Genomic DNA, 20,210 nt, shown 5'->3' on the forward strand with positions numbered 1-20,210 from the left:
CCACGCTAAACAGCCGTTTTCGCATTTGTTCCTTATTTGGGTTAAAATTTAGAGAGATAATCGAGAATGTAGTGGCACTGTTTGACGTCTTCATCATACATAATAATGAAGGATATAGGGGGTGAACGAATGGTCAAGCAAAATGTGGATGATTACTTACAACAAGGTATTCACGGGGCAAAGGAAATAAAGCCAGATGAACGGCGCCGGTTTCTAGGAACTATACGTGAACGAGTTGTAGTTGTGCTAACAAAAGCAGAAGTCAGGAGAGAGCAGATTGAACCTGAGTTTATGCAGTTATTAAAGGATAACAGCTCTGCCCAGATTTTTCTGAATGGCAATATGAACTACACCTACTATTCAAAATATATTGCACTTGCAGAAAAGATGAACGTGGCATATAAAGTGGTCACCAATAAAGAGCATGATTCAGAGTATGGGCTTGTGCTCGCTTATGATTATGCAATTGATAAAGAAGACATTACTTTATCAAAACAGAATAAACCTATTTTCGAAGAAGCCCCCGCTGATAAAAACGGACTTTTTTCTTTTGTAAAAAACTTATTCCAGAAAAAATAAAAAGCAAAGAACCCTGACTTACGAAAAAAAGTCAGGGTTCTTTGTGAAAAGAACTTTTTTGCTTTTGAAAATAGATACACTGAATGACTAAATTGTACAAGATCATAGTTAGGGTCAAAGAGCTTACAAACCTCATTTAACCATACAAAATGGCTACTATTGCGTTAAAATCGGTTATAAGATTTTAACAATAATCTTTATAAACAGTCAGTTGAAAAATGGATTTTTCAACTGTCATTTCGTTTTGGACTTTTGTTAAGCGTATAGTGAGGTGGGTCATCGGGTAAAATGGCGTAAATCAAGGCGAGCGTATTGCTTTAGTGTGGAAAAGTCTGATATTATCAGTATTATTGCTTATTGTGCGAATTTTCGAGGAGGTGGCAATTTATGTCAAGAATCTCAACTGAACAGGTAAAGCATGTTGCCAATTTAGCAAGATTGGCTATCACTGAAGAGGAAGCAACTCGACTAACTCAACAGCTTGATAAAATCATTACCTATGCTGAACAATTGAACGAAATAGACACTGAAAATATTGAACCAACATCCCATGTCCTCGACTTGAAAAATGTCTTGCGTGAGGACATTGCAAAACCGGGGCTTCCAAATGAACAAGTACTAAAAAATGCTCCTGATCATCAGGACGGTCAAATTAAAGTACCACCGATTATTGAGTAAGGAGGAGAAGCCATGAGTTTATTTGATCATAAAGTATCAGATCTTCACGAACTTTTACATAAAAAAGAAATTAGCGTTACGGACTTAGTTGACACTTCTTTTAAACGAATTAACGAGGTGGAAGATCAAGTACAAGCTTTTCTTACATTAGATGAAGAAAGAGCACGTGCAAAAGCAAAAGCATTAGATGAAAAAATCGGACAAGCAGACAAGAAAGGTCTGTTATTTGGAATGCCAATCGGGATTAAGGACAATATCGTAACCAAAAATTTGCGCACGACTTGTGCGAGTAAAATTCTTGATAACTTTGACCCGATATATGATGCAACCGTGATGGGGAAACTTCACCAGGCTGAGACGGTGACAATTGGTAAGTTAAATATGGATGAGTTTGCGATGGGGTCCTCAACAGAGAACTCCGGTTTTAAAGAAACGCGGAATCCGTGGAATCTTGATCGAGTGCCAGGAGGATCTTCAGGGGGTTCAGCTGCTTCAGTTGCTGCGGGAGAAGTATTGTTCTCTTTAGGTTCTGATACAGGCGGGTCGATTCGCCAACCGGCTTCATTCTGTGGTGTTGTCGGCATGAAGCCAACTTATGGCCTTGTTTCACGTTTTGGATTGGTTGCCTTTGCTTCTTCCTTGGACCAAATTGGACCAGTGACCAGAACGGTAGAGGATAATGCCTATCTTTTAGAAGCCATTGCAGGTCATGATGAAATGGACTCAACGTCTGTAAACGTTCAAATCCCGAATTATGTGGGCGCCTTGAACGGGGATATTAAAGGGTTGAGAATTGCGGTTCCGAAGGAGTACCTCGGTGAAGGAGTGGACGAGGTCGTTCGCCAGTCTGTTTTTCATGCATTGAAAGAGTTAGAAAAACTTGGGGCAACTTGGGAAGAAGTATCGCTTCCACATTCAAAATACGCACTTGCTACCTATTACTTATTATCATCTTCAGAAGCATCTGCAAACCTTTCGCGTTTTGACGGTGTTCGTTATGGTTACCGTTCACCAGATGCACAAAACCTTTTGGACATGTATAAAAAGACACGTGCAGAAGGATTTGGCGATGAAGTGAAGCGTCGGATTATGCTCGGTACGTTTGCATTAAGCTCTGGATATTATGATGCTTACTATAAAAAAGCTCAAAAAGTTCGAACGTTAATTAAAAAAGACTTTGATGATATTTTCCAAAAATACGATGTCATTATTGGACCGACAACTCCTACACCAGCTTTTAAAATTGGTGAAAACCTTGCCGATCCAATGACGATGTACGTGAACGATATTCTAACGATTCCAGTTAACCTTGCAGGGGTACCAGGTATCTCTGTACCGTGCGGATTTGCAGATGGGTTGCCATTAGGATTGCAAATTATTGGCAAGCATTTTGATGAAAGTACCGTGTACAAGGTTGCTCATGCATTTGAGCAGTCAACGGATTTCCATAAACAAAAACCACAATTGTAAGGGGTGAGAGAAACAATGGAATTTGAAACCGTGATTGGACTTGAAGTCCATGTTGAACTAAAAACAGATTCAAAAATCTTTTCAAGCAGTCCAAATCATTTTGGGGCCGAGCCAAATACAAATACAACCGTCATCGACCTAGGCTATCCTGGCGTTTTACCTGTAATGAATAAAAAAGCGGTCGATTATGCGATGAAAGCGTGCATGGCTTTAAATTGTGAGGTTGCGACCGAAACAAAGTTTGATCGCAAAAACTACTTTTATCCAGACAATCCAAAGGCTTACCAAATTTCTCAGTTCGATAAGCCAATCGGTGAGCATGGATGGATTGAAATCGAAGTAAATGGAGAAAAGAAGAAAATTGGAATTACTCGGATTCACATGGAAGAAGACGCGGGTAAGTTAACGCATGGGAATGGGTATTCTTTAGTTGATTACAATCGTCAAGGAACACCGCTTGTGGAGATTGTTTCTGAGCCAGATATCCGTTCTCCTGAGGAAGCGTATGCCTACTTAGAAAAGTTAAAATCCATCATTCAATATACTGGTGTGTCTGACTGTAAAATGGAAGAGGGATCGCTCCGTTGCGATGCCAATATTTCTCTTCGTCCGGTTGGACAGAAAGAGTTTGGGACGAAAACAGAGTTGAAAAACCTCAACTCCTTTAACTTTGTTCGTAAAGGTCTAGAATATGAAGTGAAGCGTCAAGCAGAGATTTTACGTGAAGGTGGAAAAATCGAACAAGAAACACGCCGCTTTGATGAAGCAACTAGCACAACAGTTTTAATGCGTGTGAAAGAAGGATCGGATGATTATCGTTATTTTCCTGAGCCTGATTTAACCGACCTTTATATTGATGAAGAGTGGAAGGCAAGAGTACGTGCAGAAATTCCTGAACTACCTGACGCACGTAAAAAGCGTTATATTGAAGAGCTTGGTTTGCCTGCTTATGACGCAAATGTCCTGACAGTGACAAAGGAAATGTCTGATTTCTTTGAAGCAGTCGTTCAGGCTGGAGCGGAAGCCAAGCAAGCATCAAACTGGGTAATGGGCGATGTGTCTGGTTACTTAAATGCTGAAGGCAAAGAACTACATGATGTACCTTTAACACCTGAAGGGTTAGCGGGTATGATCAAGCTAATAGCAGATGGAACGATTTCTTCTAAAATCGCTAAAACAGTTTTCAAAGAATTGATTGAAAACGGCGGTGATGCCGAGACAATCGTGAAAGAAAAGGGTCTAGTTCAGATTTCGGATGAAGGCGAACTGGTAAAAATCATTAATGAAATCATTGATGCTAATCCGAAACCGTTAGAAGACTATAAAGGTGGAAACCAAAAAGCAAAAGGCTTCTTTGTTGGTCAAGTGATGAAAGCTACTAAAGGACAAGCAAATCCACCATTAGTAAACAAGTTATTAGTTGAAGAATTAAATAAAAGGTAAATAATTATAAGCTGACGGATGACTCCGTCGGCTTTTTTATTTTGGTTTTAAAAGTTTTTCAATGTTTAACGTATTATAAAGCTCTTAAATCAAACCATAACCTGATTTTAACGACAGAAAGAATTCTACAAGTCATTTGCTTAGAAGATGATTCTCCCTTTTCCGTAACGACTCGACAGAAATTTCCCAGGAAAAGAGAATTACCCGTTTGTTTCGACAAGTAGAATGACGAAACAGGATTAAGCTAACCGATAATGATTATCACTATCTATAATCATTACTAAATTATAATTATTATTGTTTATTTTTGTTGTATGTGATAAGATATATGTACAACAAAGACTTGTTTATGCATAAAATAATGAAATTTACAATAGAAAGAGAACCTAGTTAAGACTAATTCTCAATTGAATTTTGCCAATTGAGAATTAATATCAAAAGGAGGAAACTCAAATGCTCGCTGAAACGAAAACCTTACCTGAACCAGCATCTGTTGATCCAACACTTTTAGATAAAGTAAAACCACATCTTGAATTAATTGCAGCCCTTTTAAGTGGTGTGTTGATACTCACGGGGTGGTTATTGTCAAAAGAGGACTTTTCTACAGCTTCGGTCATCATCTATCTAGCTGCCTATATGATCGGGGGATATGCAAAAGCGAAAGAAGGCATTGAAGACACGATCGAGAATAAAGAATTAAACGTTGAGATGCTCATGATCCTTGCTGCCATAGGTTCTGCCATCATTGGCTACTGGACTGAAGGAGCGATTTTAATTTTTATCTTTGCTTTAAGTGGGGCTTTAGAGACTTATACAATGAATAAAAGTCATAAAGAAATATCCGCGTTAATGGATTTGCAACCTGAAAATGCTTTGCGAATAAAAAATGATGTTGAAGAAGTTGTCCCGGTTGCTGCTCTTTTAGTTGGGGACCGAATCTTGGTAAAGCCAGGGGAAAGAGTTCCTTCAGATGGAAGAATAATCGAGGGACAAACGAACTTAGACGAAGCCGCCATAACGGGTGAATCTATTCCTGTAAGCAAGAAAGAGGATGACGAGGTATATGCGGGAACCGTTAATCTACGCGGGTCGATTATCGTAGAAATGACAAAACCGCAAAGTGAAACTTTGTTTCAGAAAATTATCAAGCTTGTACAATCGGCTCAAAGCGAAAAATCACCATCTCAGCAATTTATCGAACGGTTTGAAGGAAAGTATGTAAAAACAGTATTAATCGTTGTCGGATTGATGTTGTTTGTCCCTCATTTTGCACTAGGGTGGAGTTGGCAGGAAACATTTTATCGAGCGATGATTCTTCTTGTTGTTGCTTCTCCTTGTGCTTTAGTTGCTAGCATCATGCCAGCGACCCTATCGGCAATCTCAAACGGAGCACGTCATGGCATACTTTTTAAAGGTGGCGTCCATCTAGAAAATCTCGGGAATCTTAAGGCAATTGCATTTGATAAAACTGGTACGTTAACAAAAGGACAACCGGAAGTGACGGATGTTGTTACACGAAATGGGTTGTCAGAAGAAGATTTACTTCAGCATGTAGCATCCATTGAGAAATTTTCCAATCACCCGCTAGCTGCAGCGATTGTTCACTTTGCTTTAGGGAAAGGAGCGGAACTCATCAAACCTGAAAAAATGGAGGATGTTCCCGGTTATGGTGTTCGAGCGGAAATCACAGGATCTGAATGGAAGGTTGGTAAGGCAGATTTTGTGGGGCGGCAGGAAGCAGAGAATTTTCATAATGGAGCGGCTTTCCTCCTAGCTGAACAAGGGAAAACAGTGGTATTTGTTAGAGACCAACATGGAATTGCAGGAGTTTTAGCTTTAAAAGATACGGTAAGAGACGAAACAATTAAAGCCATCCAAGAATTGAAAAAGGAAGGCATTCATACCATTATGTTGACTGGAGATAGTCAGAAAACAGCGACAGCGATTGCGGAAGAGAGTGGCATTGACGCTTATATTGCAGAGTGCTTACCAGAAACAAAAGTTGATGAGTTGAAAAAGTTGAAAGCACAGTATGGAACGGTCGCCATGGTTGGAGATGGAATTAATGATGCTCCAGCTCTCGCGACTGCCTCTGTTGGAATTGCGATGGGAGAAGGAACGGATGTGGCACTTGAAACTGCAGACATTGTTCTCATGAAAAATGACCTCCCAAGAATTGCTGAGGCAGTGAAACTATCGAAAAAAATGAACAAGATTATTAAACAAAATGTCGTGTTCTCGATTGCAGTCATTATGTTGCTGATCGTATCAAACTTTATGCAGTCACTAGCGCTCCCAATGGGGGTTATTGGCCATGAGGGAAGTACAATTTTGGTTATTTTAAATGGTTTGCGATTATTACGTTCCTAATATAGTAAGTGGCGGAGCACAACCGCCACTTGTTTTTAGTTTACCGAGGACTGAGTGTGAAGAAATACGAATGCTATAGGTTTCGTTTAATCAAACGTTTGATTAGGGGGAAATTTTGATGCGTTTGGGCTATAATAAGTACTCAACTTTTAAGAGTATGAAGACAGGGATAGTCAAGTTTTTTTGTACGAGGATTCATTTTCAAAATTGCTAATATAGCTGCTTTTAGGATATGATGATAAAGATGGATTTTTATTGAAAGACAACTCATTTTTAGGATGATGGAATATGAAAAGAGCAAGGATAATCTATAATCCTACATCAGGGCGGGAAGTATTTAAAAAAAACTTACCAGATGTATTAATGAAGTTAGAAGCAGCTGGTTATGAGACTTCTTGCCATGCAACTACAGGTGCAGGGGATGCAACATACGCAGCACGGGTAGCAGTGGAGAGACGTTATGATCTTGTCATTGCTGCTGGGGGAGACGGAACGATTAGCGAAGTGGTTAATGGAATCGCTGAACAAGAATATAGACCGAAAATCGGAATTATTCCAACTGGGACGACCAATGATTTTGCGCGGGCCCTTCATATCCCTCGGGATATTGATGCTGCGACAAATATCATTGTCAAAGGTGAAATGATCCCTGTTGATGTTGGTCGAATCAATGATAAATATTTTATTAATATTGCTGGAGGCGGACGTCTTACAGAGTTAACGTATGATGTTCCAATTAAGTTAAAAACAATGCTCGGGCAGCTTGCTTATTATTTAAAAGGAATAGAAATGCTACCTTCTTTAAAGGCGACTGAAGTACATATTGAATACGACGGAAAATTGTTCGAAGGAGAAGTAATGCTTTTCCTTATTGGATTAACGAACTCTGTCGGGGGATTTGAGAAGCTGGCTCCAAATGCATCCATAAATGATGGCATGTTTTCGCTGTTAATTTTAAGGAAAACAAATCTTGCTGATTTTATCCGAATTGCATCGCTAGCTCTTCGCGGAGAACATCTAAGTGACCCCAAATTGATTTATACAAAGGCGAACCGTATCCGTGTAAAATCGAAAGATCGTGTGCAATTAAATTTAGACGGTGAGTATGGCGGAGACACTCCTGCTGAGTTTGAGAACCTTTATCGTCACATTGAAGTCTTTGTTCCACTTGATAAGATACGGCCAGAAGACCGGCCAGAGGGCATTGCAAACGAAGAATAACATGCGAGTCGCTCCTACATTGGATGCGACTTTTTTAACAGCGTTCGTGGGTGCTTTTTGAGAGGTTGCAATTGAGTGTGGTTTGATGAATGGTCAGGGGAGAGGTAGAACTGGTCATGGGATGGGAAAGTGCACCATGAAGGGTTCATGCGACACAGAACTGTGGAGAATCAGGAAAAATGAGCACCATGAAAGGATCATGAAACAAAACGGGATGAGGCATGAAAATTTGTGTCCATGCAAGATGACCTAGGCTTAAATTAAAATCACATTAACAATATGAATACACTAATTTGCCGACTAGTTACGAATCAAAGAAAATAAGAGTAAAATGAGAATTAATTCAAAAACTAGCAATTAAGGATGGGAGTGGACTTTTGTGGCAAAGAAAACTTTAATCAATGTTGACTATACTGTTGATTTTGTTGCGGACAATGGAGCGTTAACCTGTGGAGAGCCTGGACAAGCGATTGAAAAGAAGCTTGTTGGGATAACTGAAGAGTTTATCCAAAATGGAGATTATGTTGTATTTGCTATTGATGTTCACGATGAGGGGGATCAATTTCATCCTGAAACAAGATTGTATCCACCACATAATATCCGTGGGACAAAGGGTCGCGATTTATACGGGAGTTTAGACGATTTGTATAAAAAGCATCGGCACCTTGACCATGTTTCCTATCTTGATAAGACACGCTATTCTGCCTTTGCGGGAACAGACTTAGAAATAAAGCTCCGTGAGCGAGGCATTACTGAAGTACATTTAGTTGGTGTGTGCACAGACATTTGTGTTTTACATACGGCAGTTGACGCGTATAACCGAGGATTTAACATTGTTGTATATGAAGAGGCTGTTGCTTCTTTTAATCAAGCAGGGCATGAATGGGCACTTGGTCATTTTAAGAGTGCAATGGGAGCAATTGTAAAATAAACCTTGTAACTGAATGAGTAGCTTAGCAAGGTGATGTGAATTTCGGAGGGAGTAGTATGGCAACTAAATATCGTGATGATAGCTTTTTAATTCATACTGATTTATATCAAATTAACATGGTCGAGACTTATTGGCGAGATGGCATGCATAATCGGAAGGCTGTCTTTGAGTTATTCTTTCGCAAGCTTCCTTTTGGGAACGGCTATGCTGTATTTGCAGGTCTAGAACGAATGATTGATATGGTAAAGGATTTTCAATTCACTGCAGATGATATTGAATACTTACGGAAGGAAGGCGGATATCAAGAGGACTTCCTTACATACTTAAAGGACTTGCGATTTACGGGGACAATCCGCTCAATGAAGGAAGGCGAGGTCGTCTTTGCGAGTGAACCACTAGTAAGAGTAGAGGCGCCTCTTGCGGAAGCTCAACTGATTGAAACGGTGTTGTTAAACATTATTAACTACCAAACGTTGATTGCAACTAAAGCTTCTAGAATCAAGCATGTCATTCCAGATGAGTCGGCACTGGAATTTGGTTCCCGCCGCGCTCAAGAATTGGATGCAGCAATTTGGGGAGCGCGTGCGGCATACCTTGCTGGTTTTGATGCAACAAGTAATGTCAGGGCTGGAAAACTGTTTGGAATTCCGATTTCAGGCACGCACGCCCATTCCATGGTTCAAGCTTATCGTGACGAATACACTGCCTTCCGAAAGTACGCAGAAACTCATAAAGACTGTGTGTTTTTAGTTGATACATATGATACCCTCCGCTCCGGTGTGCCGAATGCCATTCGGGTTGCTCGCGAATTTGGGGATAAAATTAATTTTATCGGCATTCGTTTGGACAGTGGGGATCTTGCTTATTTGTCTAAAGAAGCAAGAAGAATGTTAGATGAAGCTGGATTTACAGATGCCAAAGTGGTGGCATCAAGTGACTTGGATGAATATACAATCATGAACCTTAAAGCTCAAGGTGCTAAAATTGATACGTGGGGCATCGGGACCAAGCTAATCACAGCCTTTGAGCAGCCGGCCCTAGGAGCTGTCTATAAAGTGGTTTCCATTGAGGACGAGAACGGGAAAATGATGGATACGATTAAAATTTCCTCTAATCCAGAAAAGGTCACAACTCCTGGGGTGAAGCGAGTTTATCGGATCATCAACGGAACAAATGGCATGTCCGAAGGGGATTATATTGCGATGGAAGAGGAAAATCCGCAGAAAGAAGAGCGATTAAAGATGTTCCATCCAACGCATACGTATATAAGCAAATTTGTCACTGATTTTGAGGCAAGAGATTTGCACCATGATATCTTTGTGGACGGACAACTGGTGTATGAACAACCGCAACTTGAGGAGATTAGAGAGTATTCAAAAGCTTCCTTAGGATTGCTGTGGGACGAGTACCAGCGCTCACTTAACCCAGAAGAGTATCCAGTCGACTTGAGCGTAAAATGCTGGGATAACAAAATGCGGAACATTGAAGAAGTAAGACAAAAAGTAAAAGCGTTGAAAAATAATTAAGTTTTACCCTCACGACCTTGATCGTGGGGGTTTTTGTTTTGACGGGCGAAAATAGAATGGGGTTTTCTGAAAATAGAAGGTGCAAAACGGAAAATAGAGTACCTGTTTTTGAAAATAGAAAGAAGCAAATTGTAAATAGAAAGGTGAAGTGAAAATAGAACGGGGTTTTTTGAAAATAGAAGGTGCAAAACGGAAAATAGAGTTTCCATTCTTGAAAATAGAAAGAGGCAATTCGTAAATAGAAAGATGAAGTGAAAATAGAACGGGTTTTTTTGAAAATAGAAGGTGCAAAACGGAAAATAGAGTTTCCATTCTTGAAAATAGAAAGAGGCAAATCGTAAGTAGAAAGATGAAGTGAAAATAGAACGGGGTTTTCTGAAAATAGAAGGTGCAAAACGGAAAATAGAGGTGTTATTTTTGAAAATAGAATAGGATTTCCTGAAAATAGATGATGTAAAACCGAAAATAGAGGTACTGGTAGTGAAAATAGAAGTACCATTTTTGAAAACAGAAAAAGAAAATTACTAATGAAAAAGGTGGGATAAAACTAAAGAACATAATTGAGTAGTTAATCTCAACTCCTAATTAACTTCCTTACCTCTATATGTAACACCCGAGTTACGTGTTAAAATGAAACAGACCTAGAAAATCCTCACTAACATTCCTCAGAAAAGAAAGGAGCCCTCACGTTGTTAGAAAAAGCCCAAGAACTTTTAAAAACATATTTTGGATATTCTTCCTTTCGAAAAGGACAAGAGCAGGCCATTTCCTCTGTACTTGAAGGTAAGAATACGGTTTGTGTGATGCCAACTGGTGGTGGAAAATCGATTGTGTACCAAATTCCGGCACTGGCCCTTCCTGGTACCACATTGGTTATCTCACCGCTGATTTCTCTTATGAAAGATCAAGTTGATACGCTTCTTCAACTAGGAATTCCAGCTGCATATATTAATAGCTCGCTTAGTCCGCAAGAGGCTGAACAGACAATGGTAGAGGCGATGCATGGAGGCTATAAGTTATTGTATGTGGCACCAGAGCGGCTAGAATCTTATGACTTTCAGGAAATGCTTCAACATCTTCAAGTCCCGCTCGTGGCTGTTGATGAAGCGCACTGTATTTCCCAGTGGGGTCATGATTTTCGACCAAGCTACTTGCAGATTGCGAGACTCATGGACAAGCTTCAAGGAAATTCAGTCGTTCTCGCATTAACGGCAACGGCCACACCAAGAGTTCGCGAGGATATTTGTGCTACGCTTTCGATTGATCCGATCAACTCCGTCCTTACAGGGTTTGAACGGGAGAATTTATCGTTTTCTGTTGTCAAAGGGCAGGACCGCCATGCCTTTTTAAAAGATTATGTTAGAAAGAACAAGAGTGAAGCTGGCATCATTTATGCGGCAACGCGGAAAACAGTGGATCAGCTTTATGATTGGCTACAAAAGGAAGGCATTGATGCCTCCCGTTATCATGCTGGAATGAGTGACAATGAACGAGCGAATGAACAAGATCGGTTTCTGAAAGACCAAGCAGATGTAATGGTTGCGACCTCTGCTTTTGGAATGGGAATTGATAAGTCTAACATTCGCTATGTAGTTCATTATCAAATGCCTAAAAATATGGAGAGTTATTATCAAGAAGCTGGACGTGCTGGACGAGATGGACTCCCTAGTGAATGTACTGTCCTTTATTCGCCACAAGATGTCCAAATACAGCGATTTTTAATCGATCAGTCAGCTGAACAAGTACGAATGTCACAAGAACTAGAAAAACTGCAACAGATGGTTGATTATTGCCACACTGAGGGGTGTCTTCAAGCTTTCATTCTTGAATATTTCGGGGATCATGAAGCGGAACCATGCGGTCGTTGTGGCAACTGTACAGATACGCGTTCAAGTGTAGACGTAACAAAGGAAGCTCAAATGGTGTTAAGTTGCATTATTCGAATGGGACAAAAATTTGGGAAGTCAATCACGGCAAATGTCCTGACAGGATCAAGAAATAAAAAAGTGCTAGAGCTTGGCTTTGACAACCTTTCAACCTACGGAATTTTAAAAGAACAAAGTGCCAAACAGGTGACCGAATTAATCGAATTTCTCATTTCAGCTAACTTAATAGGAGTAGAACAAGGCACTTATCCGACCATCTATGTAGCGTCAGCTGGAAAAGACGTTCTAACTGGGAAACAACAGGTGTTTAGAAAAGAAGCTGTCCAAATTAAGCAAGTTGCCAATGATGACCCGCTGTTTGAAGAGTTACGTCAATTAAGGAAAACCGTTGCTGAAGGTGAACATGTTCCGCCATTCGTGATTTTCTCAGACTCTTCTTTAAAAGATATGTGTGCCCGATTGCCGCAGAATGAAGAAGAATTTTTACAAGTTAGTGGTGTAGGGCAGCACAAGTTAGAGAAATATGGAGAAGTATTTTTAAAAGCCATTCTTGAGTTTGCGGCAGCCAATCCTGAGAGGGAGAGAGTATTAACTTCATCAGTGCCTCCTAAAACTAAAACAAAACCAGCGAAAAAAGGAGTCAACGACTCGCATCTGGAGACCTATAAGCTGCATAAAGAGGGGTTAACGGTCCAGGAAATCGCCGCTAAGCGAGAATTGGCTGTTAGCACAATGGAAAACCATTTAATCCAGTGTATCCAAAATGGAATGGAAGTCGATTTTTCGAACCTCATTCCGGACAAGTTCTCGCCTGATTTAGAAAAGGCAGTTGCTGAGGCTGGACGAGAAAAGTTGAAGCCGATTAAAGAATTGCTGCCAGATGAAGTCAGTTATTTTATGATTAAAGTATTTTTGTACAAACTAAGAAAACAAGAAAAAGCTATTGTTGATTAACACCACATTTCGTAAATTTTCTACAGTGTGTTAAAATCTTCCGTAGCATTACACTGTAAAGGAAGATCTTATGAGCAAAACATTGCCAGTTCAAAAAAATGATTATATAGAGGTTGAATTTGAGGATTTAACCCATGATGGAGCAGGAGTCGCTAAAGTTGAAGGCTATCCAATCTTTGTACAAGGTGCCCTCCCTGGGGAGAAGGCAAGGGTCAAGGTAATAAAAGTGAACAAAGGTTATGCTGTTGGACGTTTGGTTGAGCTATTAGGGCGCAGTCCTTTTCGTGTCGATATACCAACAGAAGAGCAGCATAAATACGGTGGTTGCCAACTTCAACATCTCAGCTATGAAGGTCAATTGAAGTTCAAAGAAAACCAAGTGCGCCAAGTATTAACGCGAATTGGAAAATTGGCGGATGTCACTATCCATCCTGTTTTAGGCATGGAGCACCCTTGGAAATATCGGAACAAAGCGCAAGTGCCTGTTGGTGAAAAAGAAGGGAAGCTGATTTCGGGTTTCTTTAAACCACGCAGTCACGAAATCGTGGATACGAATGAAAGCTTAATTCAGCTGCCTGAAGTCAATGAAGCGATTCAAGTTGTAAAAGAAATTTGTAGTGAACTCGGAATCAGTGCCTACAATGAAGAAAATCATAAAGGCGATCTCCGTCACATTATGGCTCGATACGGGAAGCAATCTGAAGAGTTAATGGTCGTAATTATTACAAGAACGACGGAACTACCAGGGAAAAAGAAATTACTAGAAGAAGTCGTGTCGCGCTTACCTAAAGTAAAGTCGATCATCCATAATGTGAATTCAAAACGCACAAATGTAATTATGGGTGAGAAAACAAAGGTGATTTGGGGAAATGAAGTCATCTATGATTATATTGGCGACGTGAAGTTTGCGATCTCGGCAATGAGCTTTTATCAAGTGAATCCTGACCAAACCAAGGTGCTTTATGACAAAGCGCTAGAATATGCTGAGTTAAGTGGAACTGAAAATGTGATTGATGCTTATTGTGGAATCGGGACCATTTCGTTATTTTTAGCTCGAAAAGCCAAAAAGGTTTATGGTGTAGAAGTCGTGTCTCAAGCAATTGAGGATGCGAAACGGAATGCCGCTTTAAACGACATTGAAAATGTTGAGTTTGCTGTTGGAAAAGCCGAAGAGGTCATTCCGAATTGGTACAAGCAAGGTGTGAAAGCAGATGTTCTGGTCGTTGACCCGCCGCGTAAAGGTTGTGACGAGGCACTGCTAAACACGATTACCGAGATGAAGCCCCAAAAAGTTGTTTATGTTAGCTGTAATCCAGCGACCTTGGCAAGAGATCTTCGTATTCTTGAAGACGGTGGCTACAAAACATTAGAAGTTCAGCCGGTAGATATGTTCCCCCAAACGACACATGTAGAGTGCGTTGCTAAGCTTATTTTAAATTAAATGATTTCAAAATGGCCCAGTCCAAAACCTGGGCTATTTTGTATGTGTATTTAGAACGATACAAAACTAATTTGGCAAAAATAAACATAACCAATCAGTTTGATAAAAAGGGCTTAAGCATGGTATAAGTGTATAAGTGTAAAAGAAACAGGGATATCCTGCATTTAAATTTTGGGATAACAGATTGGCCTGGTATTCCATGATGAGAGGATTTGAATTTCATAATGACCGATAATTTTTGGCGTGAGTTACCACGACCTTTTTTTATACTAGCACCAATGGAAGATGTGACGGATGTTGTTTTTCGACATGTGGTGAGTGAAGCAGCTAGACCTGATGTGTTTTTTACAGAGTTTACAAACAGTGAGAGTTACTGTCATCCAGAGGGGATCAAAAGTGTGCGTGGGCGTTTGACTTTTACAGAGGATGAACAACCCATTGTAGCCCATATATGGGGGGACAAGCCTGAATACTTTCGGCAAATGAGTATTGGTATGGCGGAACTAGGCTTTCGGGGGATCGATATCAATATGGGCTGTCCTGTACCGAATGTGGCACAGCACGGGAAGGGAAGTGGCCTTATCCTTCGCCCAGAAGTTGCAGCAGATTTAATTCAAGCGGCTAAAGCAGGAGGCTTGCCTGTAAGTGTGAAAACGCGGCTTGGTTATACGGATGTAGACGAATGGCAGGACTGGTTAACACACATATTGAAACAAGATATTGCGAATCTATCCATTCATCTACGTACAAGGAAGGAAATGAGCAAAGTGGATGCTCATTGGGAGCTGATTCCGGAGATTAAGAAACTCCGTGATCAGGTGGCACCAGATACACTTTTGACGATCAATGGGGATATTCCTGACCGCCAAACTGGCTTGAAGCTTGTAGAACAATATGGTGTTGATGGTGTTATGATTGGGCGTGGTATTTTCAGTAATCCATTTGCCTTTGAAAAAGAGAAGAAGGACCATAGCAGTAAGGAATTGCTTGATCTCTTAAGATTTCATCTGGATCTCCATGATAAATATTCAGATTTGCAGTTACGTTCGTTCAAGGCTCTTCATCGCTTTTTTAAGATCTATGTTAAAGGCTTTCGAGGAGCGAGTGAGTTGAGAAATCAATTAATGAGCACAGAGTCATCAGATGATGTGCGTGAAATGCTTGATCACTTTGAGTCAAAGAATTTTGGTGTTATGAGTGAACAGTAGAAGTATCCTGATTTATGGTAAAAATGAAGTAGGGTGTTAAACTGTTTGGCTTAAAAAAGTTAAAGTTTAAACTAAGTAGTTAATTGGCTGGGGTGAAGGCGGTATTGAACCGGACTCATTCCAGCCATGTGTGTATGTGTCGCAACTAAATTTAAAAAAAAGGCAACTATCCCTCATCAGGGCGTTGCCTTTTTACGTTTCTTGTGAGGCTTAGCAAATTGGACATATGAGCAATAACATGAAGAGTACGTGTAATGGTACTTGTAATCAGCACGACTTGGGCGTTATGTATTATTTCGTATTTCTGAAAAAACAGAATATGCTATTTCCAATTGATAAGATTTGTCGTACAATGAATAGGACAAACTTATATTCGTTTCGCACTAGGGGAGCTGTAAGGCTGAGAAGCAGGTGAGATTCCTGCTGACCCTCATGACCAGAACTAGGTAATGCTAGCGTGGGGAAGTGCAAGTGACTTCATTATTTTACGTATATTCTTTATGACATTCACTGCATCTTCCTATTTGAAGATGCAGTTTTTGTGGTTTTTGGAGTATACACCCCAAACCTAAAAGGCGAAACGGACACAAAATGAATAATTAGGAGGAAGGTAGAATGCAAGGTTTAAGTTGTGGAACAAGTAGAATCGTAGGGTGTCGTTTTTCCATCTATCCGATGGCAGACAATTTTGTTGAGGTGATTTTAAAGGCGTTAGAAGAGGTTGATACTAGCAAGGTTTGGATGGAAACGGATGATGTAACAACATGTATTAGGGGACGTAGTGAACACGTTTTTGATGTAGCAAAGGCTATTTTTATTCACGCGGCTAAAACGGGTGTACACGTTGTTTTTAATGGAACATTTTCTGTCGGTTGTCCTGGAGATAGCGAAGGCGATAGTTATATGTCAGAGAATGATGAACGCTTAAATGAGGAAGCATCGAGCAAAGAAAAAGTTGAAGTGGCTACACAATTTGCTCTCTATCCGATGAACAATCCTGACTATATGCAGATTATTGCCGATCAGGTAGAGGTTGCAAAGGATCACGGAACTTTCACTAAGGGTGTTCATTATGCATCTCGGCTTGATGGGGATGCCAATGATGTTTTTAAAACTCTTGAGCAATCCTTTGTTAATGCGTCTAAAACACATGAACGTAGTCATGTGACAATGACTGTAGCAATCTCAGCGAACAGCCCATCAAAAAAAGATAACTAAACTTATAAAATCTGTAAAGACTAAGGAGTTCATCAAATGACAACTAAATGGAATTTACGTGAAATTGTTCTAATGGCGATACTGGGTGTTGTATTCGCGGTCATTTACCTATTCTTTTTTACAGTTGGAACGGGTCTTACCAACATCTTAACGCCATTTGGCTTAGGGCCTTTTGGGTATGAAGTGATATTTGGGATTTGGTTTATTGTTTCGATTATTACTGCCTACATCATTCGTAAGCCAGGAGCGGCACTCATTTCTGAAACAATTGCCGGGGGTGTCCAAGTGTTATTAGGTTCACCAGCGGGTCCGATGTTAATCGTGTCCGCTTTTATTCAAGGACTTGGTGCTGAGGCTGCTTTTGCCGCAACCAAATACCGAAATTTTTCGAAAAGTGTTCTGATGGCTGCGGGTGTTGGTGCAGCAGTTTTTAGCTTTATCTGGGGCTTGTATCATTCTGGATATATTGCTCTATCCTTCCCGCTACTTAGCTCGATGCTGATTGTTCGTGTGATTAGTGGGGCCTTGATTGCTGGTTTATTAGGGAAGTGGATTACTGAAAGATTAGCAGACACGGGTGTGTTGAGAAGCTATGCGCTAGGAAAGGAGTGGCAGACAAAACGTGAGCATAAAGCATCATAGGCCACTCCTCTCAGTAGAGAATTTCTCGTTTGGTTATGATCCCGATAAAGAGCCACTTTTAAAAGATCTGACATTGACGATTCATCAACAAGAAACCATTCTTTTTATCGGACCAAGCGGTTCCGGAAAAAGTTCTTTTTCTCTTTGTTTAAATGGCCTTTATCCTGAAGCTGTTGAAGGTTGGGCAAAAGGAGAAATGATTTATAACGGAAGATCTTTGAGTCATTTTAAAAAGGGAGAAATCAACAAAGAAATTGGGGTTGTTTTTCAGGATCCTGAAAGTCAATTTTGTATGGTTACGGTCGAAAATGAATTAGCGTTTACGTTAGAAAATATAAAAACACCACGGGAAGAAATGGCCGAAAAGATTGATGCTATTTTAAGTGCTGTTGGTCTTGCTGAAGAAAAGCATCGGCCAATCCATGAATTATCCGGTGGGAATAAGCAAAAGGTGGCTCTTGCTTCAGTTCTCCTTTTAAATCCAAAGTTATTGATCTTGGATGAACCAACAGCGAACCTAGACCCAGCTTCACGTTTTGAATTTATTCAATTAATCCATTCGTTAAAACAAGAGCGGGATTTTGCCTTGTTCATTATTGAACATCAATTAGATGATTGGCTTCCTATGGTGGATCGGGTAATAGCAATGAATAGGCATGGAAACATTCTGTTAGAAGGAAAACCAGAGGATGTGTTTTATAACCAAGTTGAAAAACTAAAAAAAGAGGGAATTCATCTCCCAAGAATTGTTGAAACCGTTCTTGAAGCCCATGAAGGAAAGGTCCTTGAAACAAACCGTCCCCTTTCCGAAGGGGACTTAGTACCCTGGATCAATTCCAACGACCATTTGATGAACCCTATCACTAGGGAAATTCAGGCATGCGATCTATGGGCGAATGAGAAGAGCGAGGTTTTATCAATAAAAAATGTCTCATTTTCGAGGGGAAAGAAGTCCATTTTGAAAGAAATAAATCTTTCACTATATTCAGGAGAACTAGTTGCCATAGTCGGGAAAAACGGGGCGGGAAAGTCGACGTTATTGCAATTAATTTCAGGAATATTATCGCCTAAGACAGGAAGTCGGTTGCTTTTAAATAAAAAGTATGAAGCATGGTCGGAGCATGATATGAGAAAAGTTATGGGATATGTGTTTCAAAACCCTGAACATCAATTTATTACAGATACTGTTTATGATGAAATTGCGTTTGGAATGAAGCTAAATGGTGTAAGTCAGGACAAAATAGAGCAAAACGTAAACCAACTGCTCGAGCGTTTTCATCTAACATCTCATAAATGGAGCAATCCCTTTGCCTTAAGCGGTGGACAAAAACGGCGCCTAAGTGTGGCGACAATGCTAGAGGACACACCAAGTGTTTTACTGTTCGATGAACCAACATTTGGTCAAGATGCACAAACAACAAAAGAATTAATGCAAATGATTCAAACTCTGCAAAGACAAGGGACCGCGATTGTATTTGTTACTCACGATATGGACTTAGTTGATACGTATTGTGAAAAAGTTTATGTCGTTAACGGTGGGGAAGTGAGCTTCAATGGAAAACCGGATGAACTATGGCAGAAACCAGAAATCCTTCATGAAGCGAAACTCAGACTCCCTTTTCGGGTAAGAATCAATCAGTTGCTTGAAAACCTCCACCAAAACAAGAAAAAACAGGGAGTTGTGCGGGCGCATGCTAACATCCATTAATCCAACCATGAAGGCTTTTGCTGTATTGATTCCAGCACTGCTCCTAGCGTTCACGTTCGATCCACTGACACCTTTTATCTATTTAGTATTTACGGTTGCAGTGACATTTTTCTTTAGCAAAGTGGCTTTCAAGCGCTGGATCTTAATTTTTTCGCCATTTCTTTTGTTAGCCGTAAGCTTTGCATGGATGACGATGCTCCATCCAAGCGATGCTTTTTCAGGGGGGGATGTTCTAATTTCCGTTTGGTCGTTCCAGGTCACTACAGAAAGCTTTTGGGCTGGAATTTCATTAGGTTTACGTTCCCTTTCGTTCGCAGCGTTATCCTTACTGTTTATATTAACGACCGACTCAACGAAGTTTATGTTAAGTTTGATGCAGCAATGTAAACTCCCACCAAAATTAACATTCGGAATCTTAGCAGGGTATCGATTCCTACCGACCTTTCGTTATGAGCTTCAAGTGTTAAGACAAGCCCACCGCATCCGAGGGGTGGGAAGAGCAAAAGGAGTGAAAGAGCGTTTGCATCAGTTTCGGCGCTATGCTATTCCACTTTTAGCTAATGCAATTCGGAAAGCAGAGCGGGTAGCTCTTGCTATGGAATCGAAAGGATTTACTGGAGAAACCGACCGAACACATTATCATGAAATGACCATTGATAAACGAGATTGGATATTTGTGAGTGTCTTTTTTGTCATGTTTTTTGTGAGTGTGTTTTTGTCCTATCAGCTTGGTTTTTTAAATATCTTTGGGAAGGATTTTTAAGGATTGAATCACAGCATGTAATCTAAGGATCAAGATAAAAGTGTAAATGAAAAAGGCGACAGCACTACCCGGAATCTCCCAAAATAGTACTAGCGCCTCATGTGTTGATAAAATTCAAACCAAAGACAAGCTCGTTTAATGAATGATAACGGGCTTGTCTAACTACATCCTA

15 protein-coding genes and 1 riboswitch are annotated in these 20,210 nt (G+C 40.3%); all 15 genes read left to right on the plus strand.

What is annotated here, in order from left to right:
• Positions 1-129 precede the first annotated feature (129 nt).
• The 15 genes from M3182_RS06630 (at position 130) to M3182_RS06700 (ending at position 20,038) form a co-directional block, all read left to right on the plus strand.
• Positions 130-579, plus strand: coding sequence for a YueI family protein (locus M3182_RS06630; RefSeq protein ID WP_251557474.1), 450 nt, complete (start codon positions 130-132; stop codon positions 577-579).
• Positions 580-966: 387 nt separating this feature from the next.
• Entirely contained in the window at positions 967-1,257 is a 291-nt protein-coding gene (gatC, locus tag M3182_RS06635; RefSeq protein WP_251430636.1) for an Asp-tRNA(Asn)/Glu-tRNA(Gln) amidotransferase subunit GatC, read from the plus strand.
• A 12-nt stretch (positions 1,258-1,269) separates the two neighbouring features.
• The gene (gatA, locus tag M3182_RS06640) at positions 1,270-2,727 is read left to right on the plus strand and encodes an Asp-tRNA(Asn)/Glu-tRNA(Gln) amidotransferase subunit GatA (RefSeq protein ID WP_251430639.1); all 1,458 of its coding nucleotides are present in this window, start codon (positions 1,270-1,272) and stop codon (positions 2,725-2,727) included.
• A 15-nt stretch (positions 2,728-2,742) separates the two neighbouring features.
• Positions 2,743-4,170, plus strand: coding sequence for an Asp-tRNA(Asn)/Glu-tRNA(Gln) amidotransferase subunit GatB (gene gatB, locus M3182_RS06645; RefSeq protein WP_251430642.1), 1,428 nt, complete (start codon positions 2,743-2,745; stop codon positions 4,168-4,170).
• Positions 4,171-4,623: 453 nt separating this feature from the next.
• Complete coding sequence (locus tag M3182_RS06650) at positions 4,624-6,540, plus strand: heavy metal translocating P-type ATPase (protein WP_251557475.1); 1,917 nt, start codon at positions 4,624-4,626, stop codon at positions 6,538-6,540.
• A gap of 288 nt (positions 6,541-6,828) precedes the next feature.
• Complete coding sequence (locus tag M3182_RS06655; protein WP_251557476.1) at positions 6,829-7,761, plus strand: diacylglycerol kinase; 933 nt, start codon at positions 6,829-6,831, stop codon at positions 7,759-7,761.
• A 379-nt stretch (positions 7,762-8,140) separates the two neighbouring features.
• Positions 8,141-8,692 carry a cysteine hydrolase family protein gene (locus tag M3182_RS06660; protein WP_251557477.1) on the plus strand — a complete coding sequence of 184 codons (552 nt, stop codon included), beginning with the start codon at positions 8,141-8,143 and terminating at the stop codon, positions 8,690-8,692.
• Positions 8,693-8,748: 56 nt separating this feature from the next.
• Positions 8,749-10,218: a nicotinate phosphoribosyltransferase gene (locus M3182_RS06665; RefSeq protein ID WP_251430653.1), complete on the plus strand. Its 1,470-nt coding sequence runs from the start codon at positions 8,749-8,751 to the stop codon at positions 10,216-10,218.
• Positions 10,219-10,907: 689 nt separating this feature from the next.
• Positions 10,908-13,058 (plus strand): DNA helicase RecQ, encoded by a 2,151-nt coding sequence (gene recQ / locus M3182_RS06670; RefSeq protein WP_251557478.1) that lies wholly within the window; start codon positions 10,908-10,910, stop codon positions 13,056-13,058.
• 70 nt (positions 13,059-13,128) lie between these two features.
• Complete coding sequence (gene rlmD, locus M3182_RS06675) at positions 13,129-14,499, plus strand: 23S rRNA (uracil(1939)-C(5))-methyltransferase RlmD (RefSeq protein ID WP_251557479.1); 1,371 nt, start codon at positions 13,129-13,131, stop codon at positions 14,497-14,499.
• 224 nt (positions 14,500-14,723) lie between these two features.
• A complete protein-coding gene (locus tag M3182_RS06680; RefSeq protein WP_251557480.1) occupies positions 14,724-15,707 on the plus strand; it encodes a tRNA dihydrouridine synthase in 984 nt (327 codons plus the stop codon).
• Between the two features lie 375 nt (positions 15,708-16,082).
• Positions 16,083-16,188, plus strand: a riboswitch (TPP riboswitch).
• A 134-nt stretch (positions 16,189-16,322) separates the two neighbouring features.
• A complete protein-coding gene (locus M3182_RS06685) occupies positions 16,323-16,925 on the plus strand; it encodes a YkoF family thiamine/hydroxymethylpyrimidine-binding protein (RefSeq protein WP_251430665.1) in 603 nt (200 codons plus the stop codon).
• A 36-nt stretch (positions 16,926-16,961) separates the two neighbouring features.
• On the plus strand, positions 16,962-17,567 hold the full coding sequence (locus tag M3182_RS06690) for an ECF transporter S component (RefSeq protein ID WP_251430668.1): 606 nt from the start codon (positions 16,962-16,964) through the stop codon (positions 17,565-17,567).
• Positions 17,548-19,275, plus strand: a complete 1,728-nt coding sequence (locus M3182_RS26360; protein WP_251557481.1) for an ABC transporter ATP-binding protein — start codon at positions 17,548-17,550, stop codon at positions 19,273-19,275. Before M3182_RS06690 ends, M3182_RS26360 begins: the two co-directional genes overlap by 20 nt.
• The gene (locus tag M3182_RS06700; RefSeq protein ID WP_251430673.1) at positions 19,259-20,038 is read left to right on the plus strand and encodes an energy-coupling factor transporter transmembrane component T family protein; all 780 of its coding nucleotides are present in this window, start codon (positions 19,259-19,261) and stop codon (positions 20,036-20,038) included. Before M3182_RS26360 ends, M3182_RS06700 begins: the two co-directional genes overlap by 17 nt.
• Positions 20,039-20,210 lie beyond the last annotated feature (172 nt).

Source organism: Mesobacillus maritimus (assembly GCF_023715205.1).
Lineage (GTDB): Bacteria > Bacillota > Bacilli > Bacillales > Cytobacillaceae > Mesobacillus_B > Mesobacillus_B maritimus_C.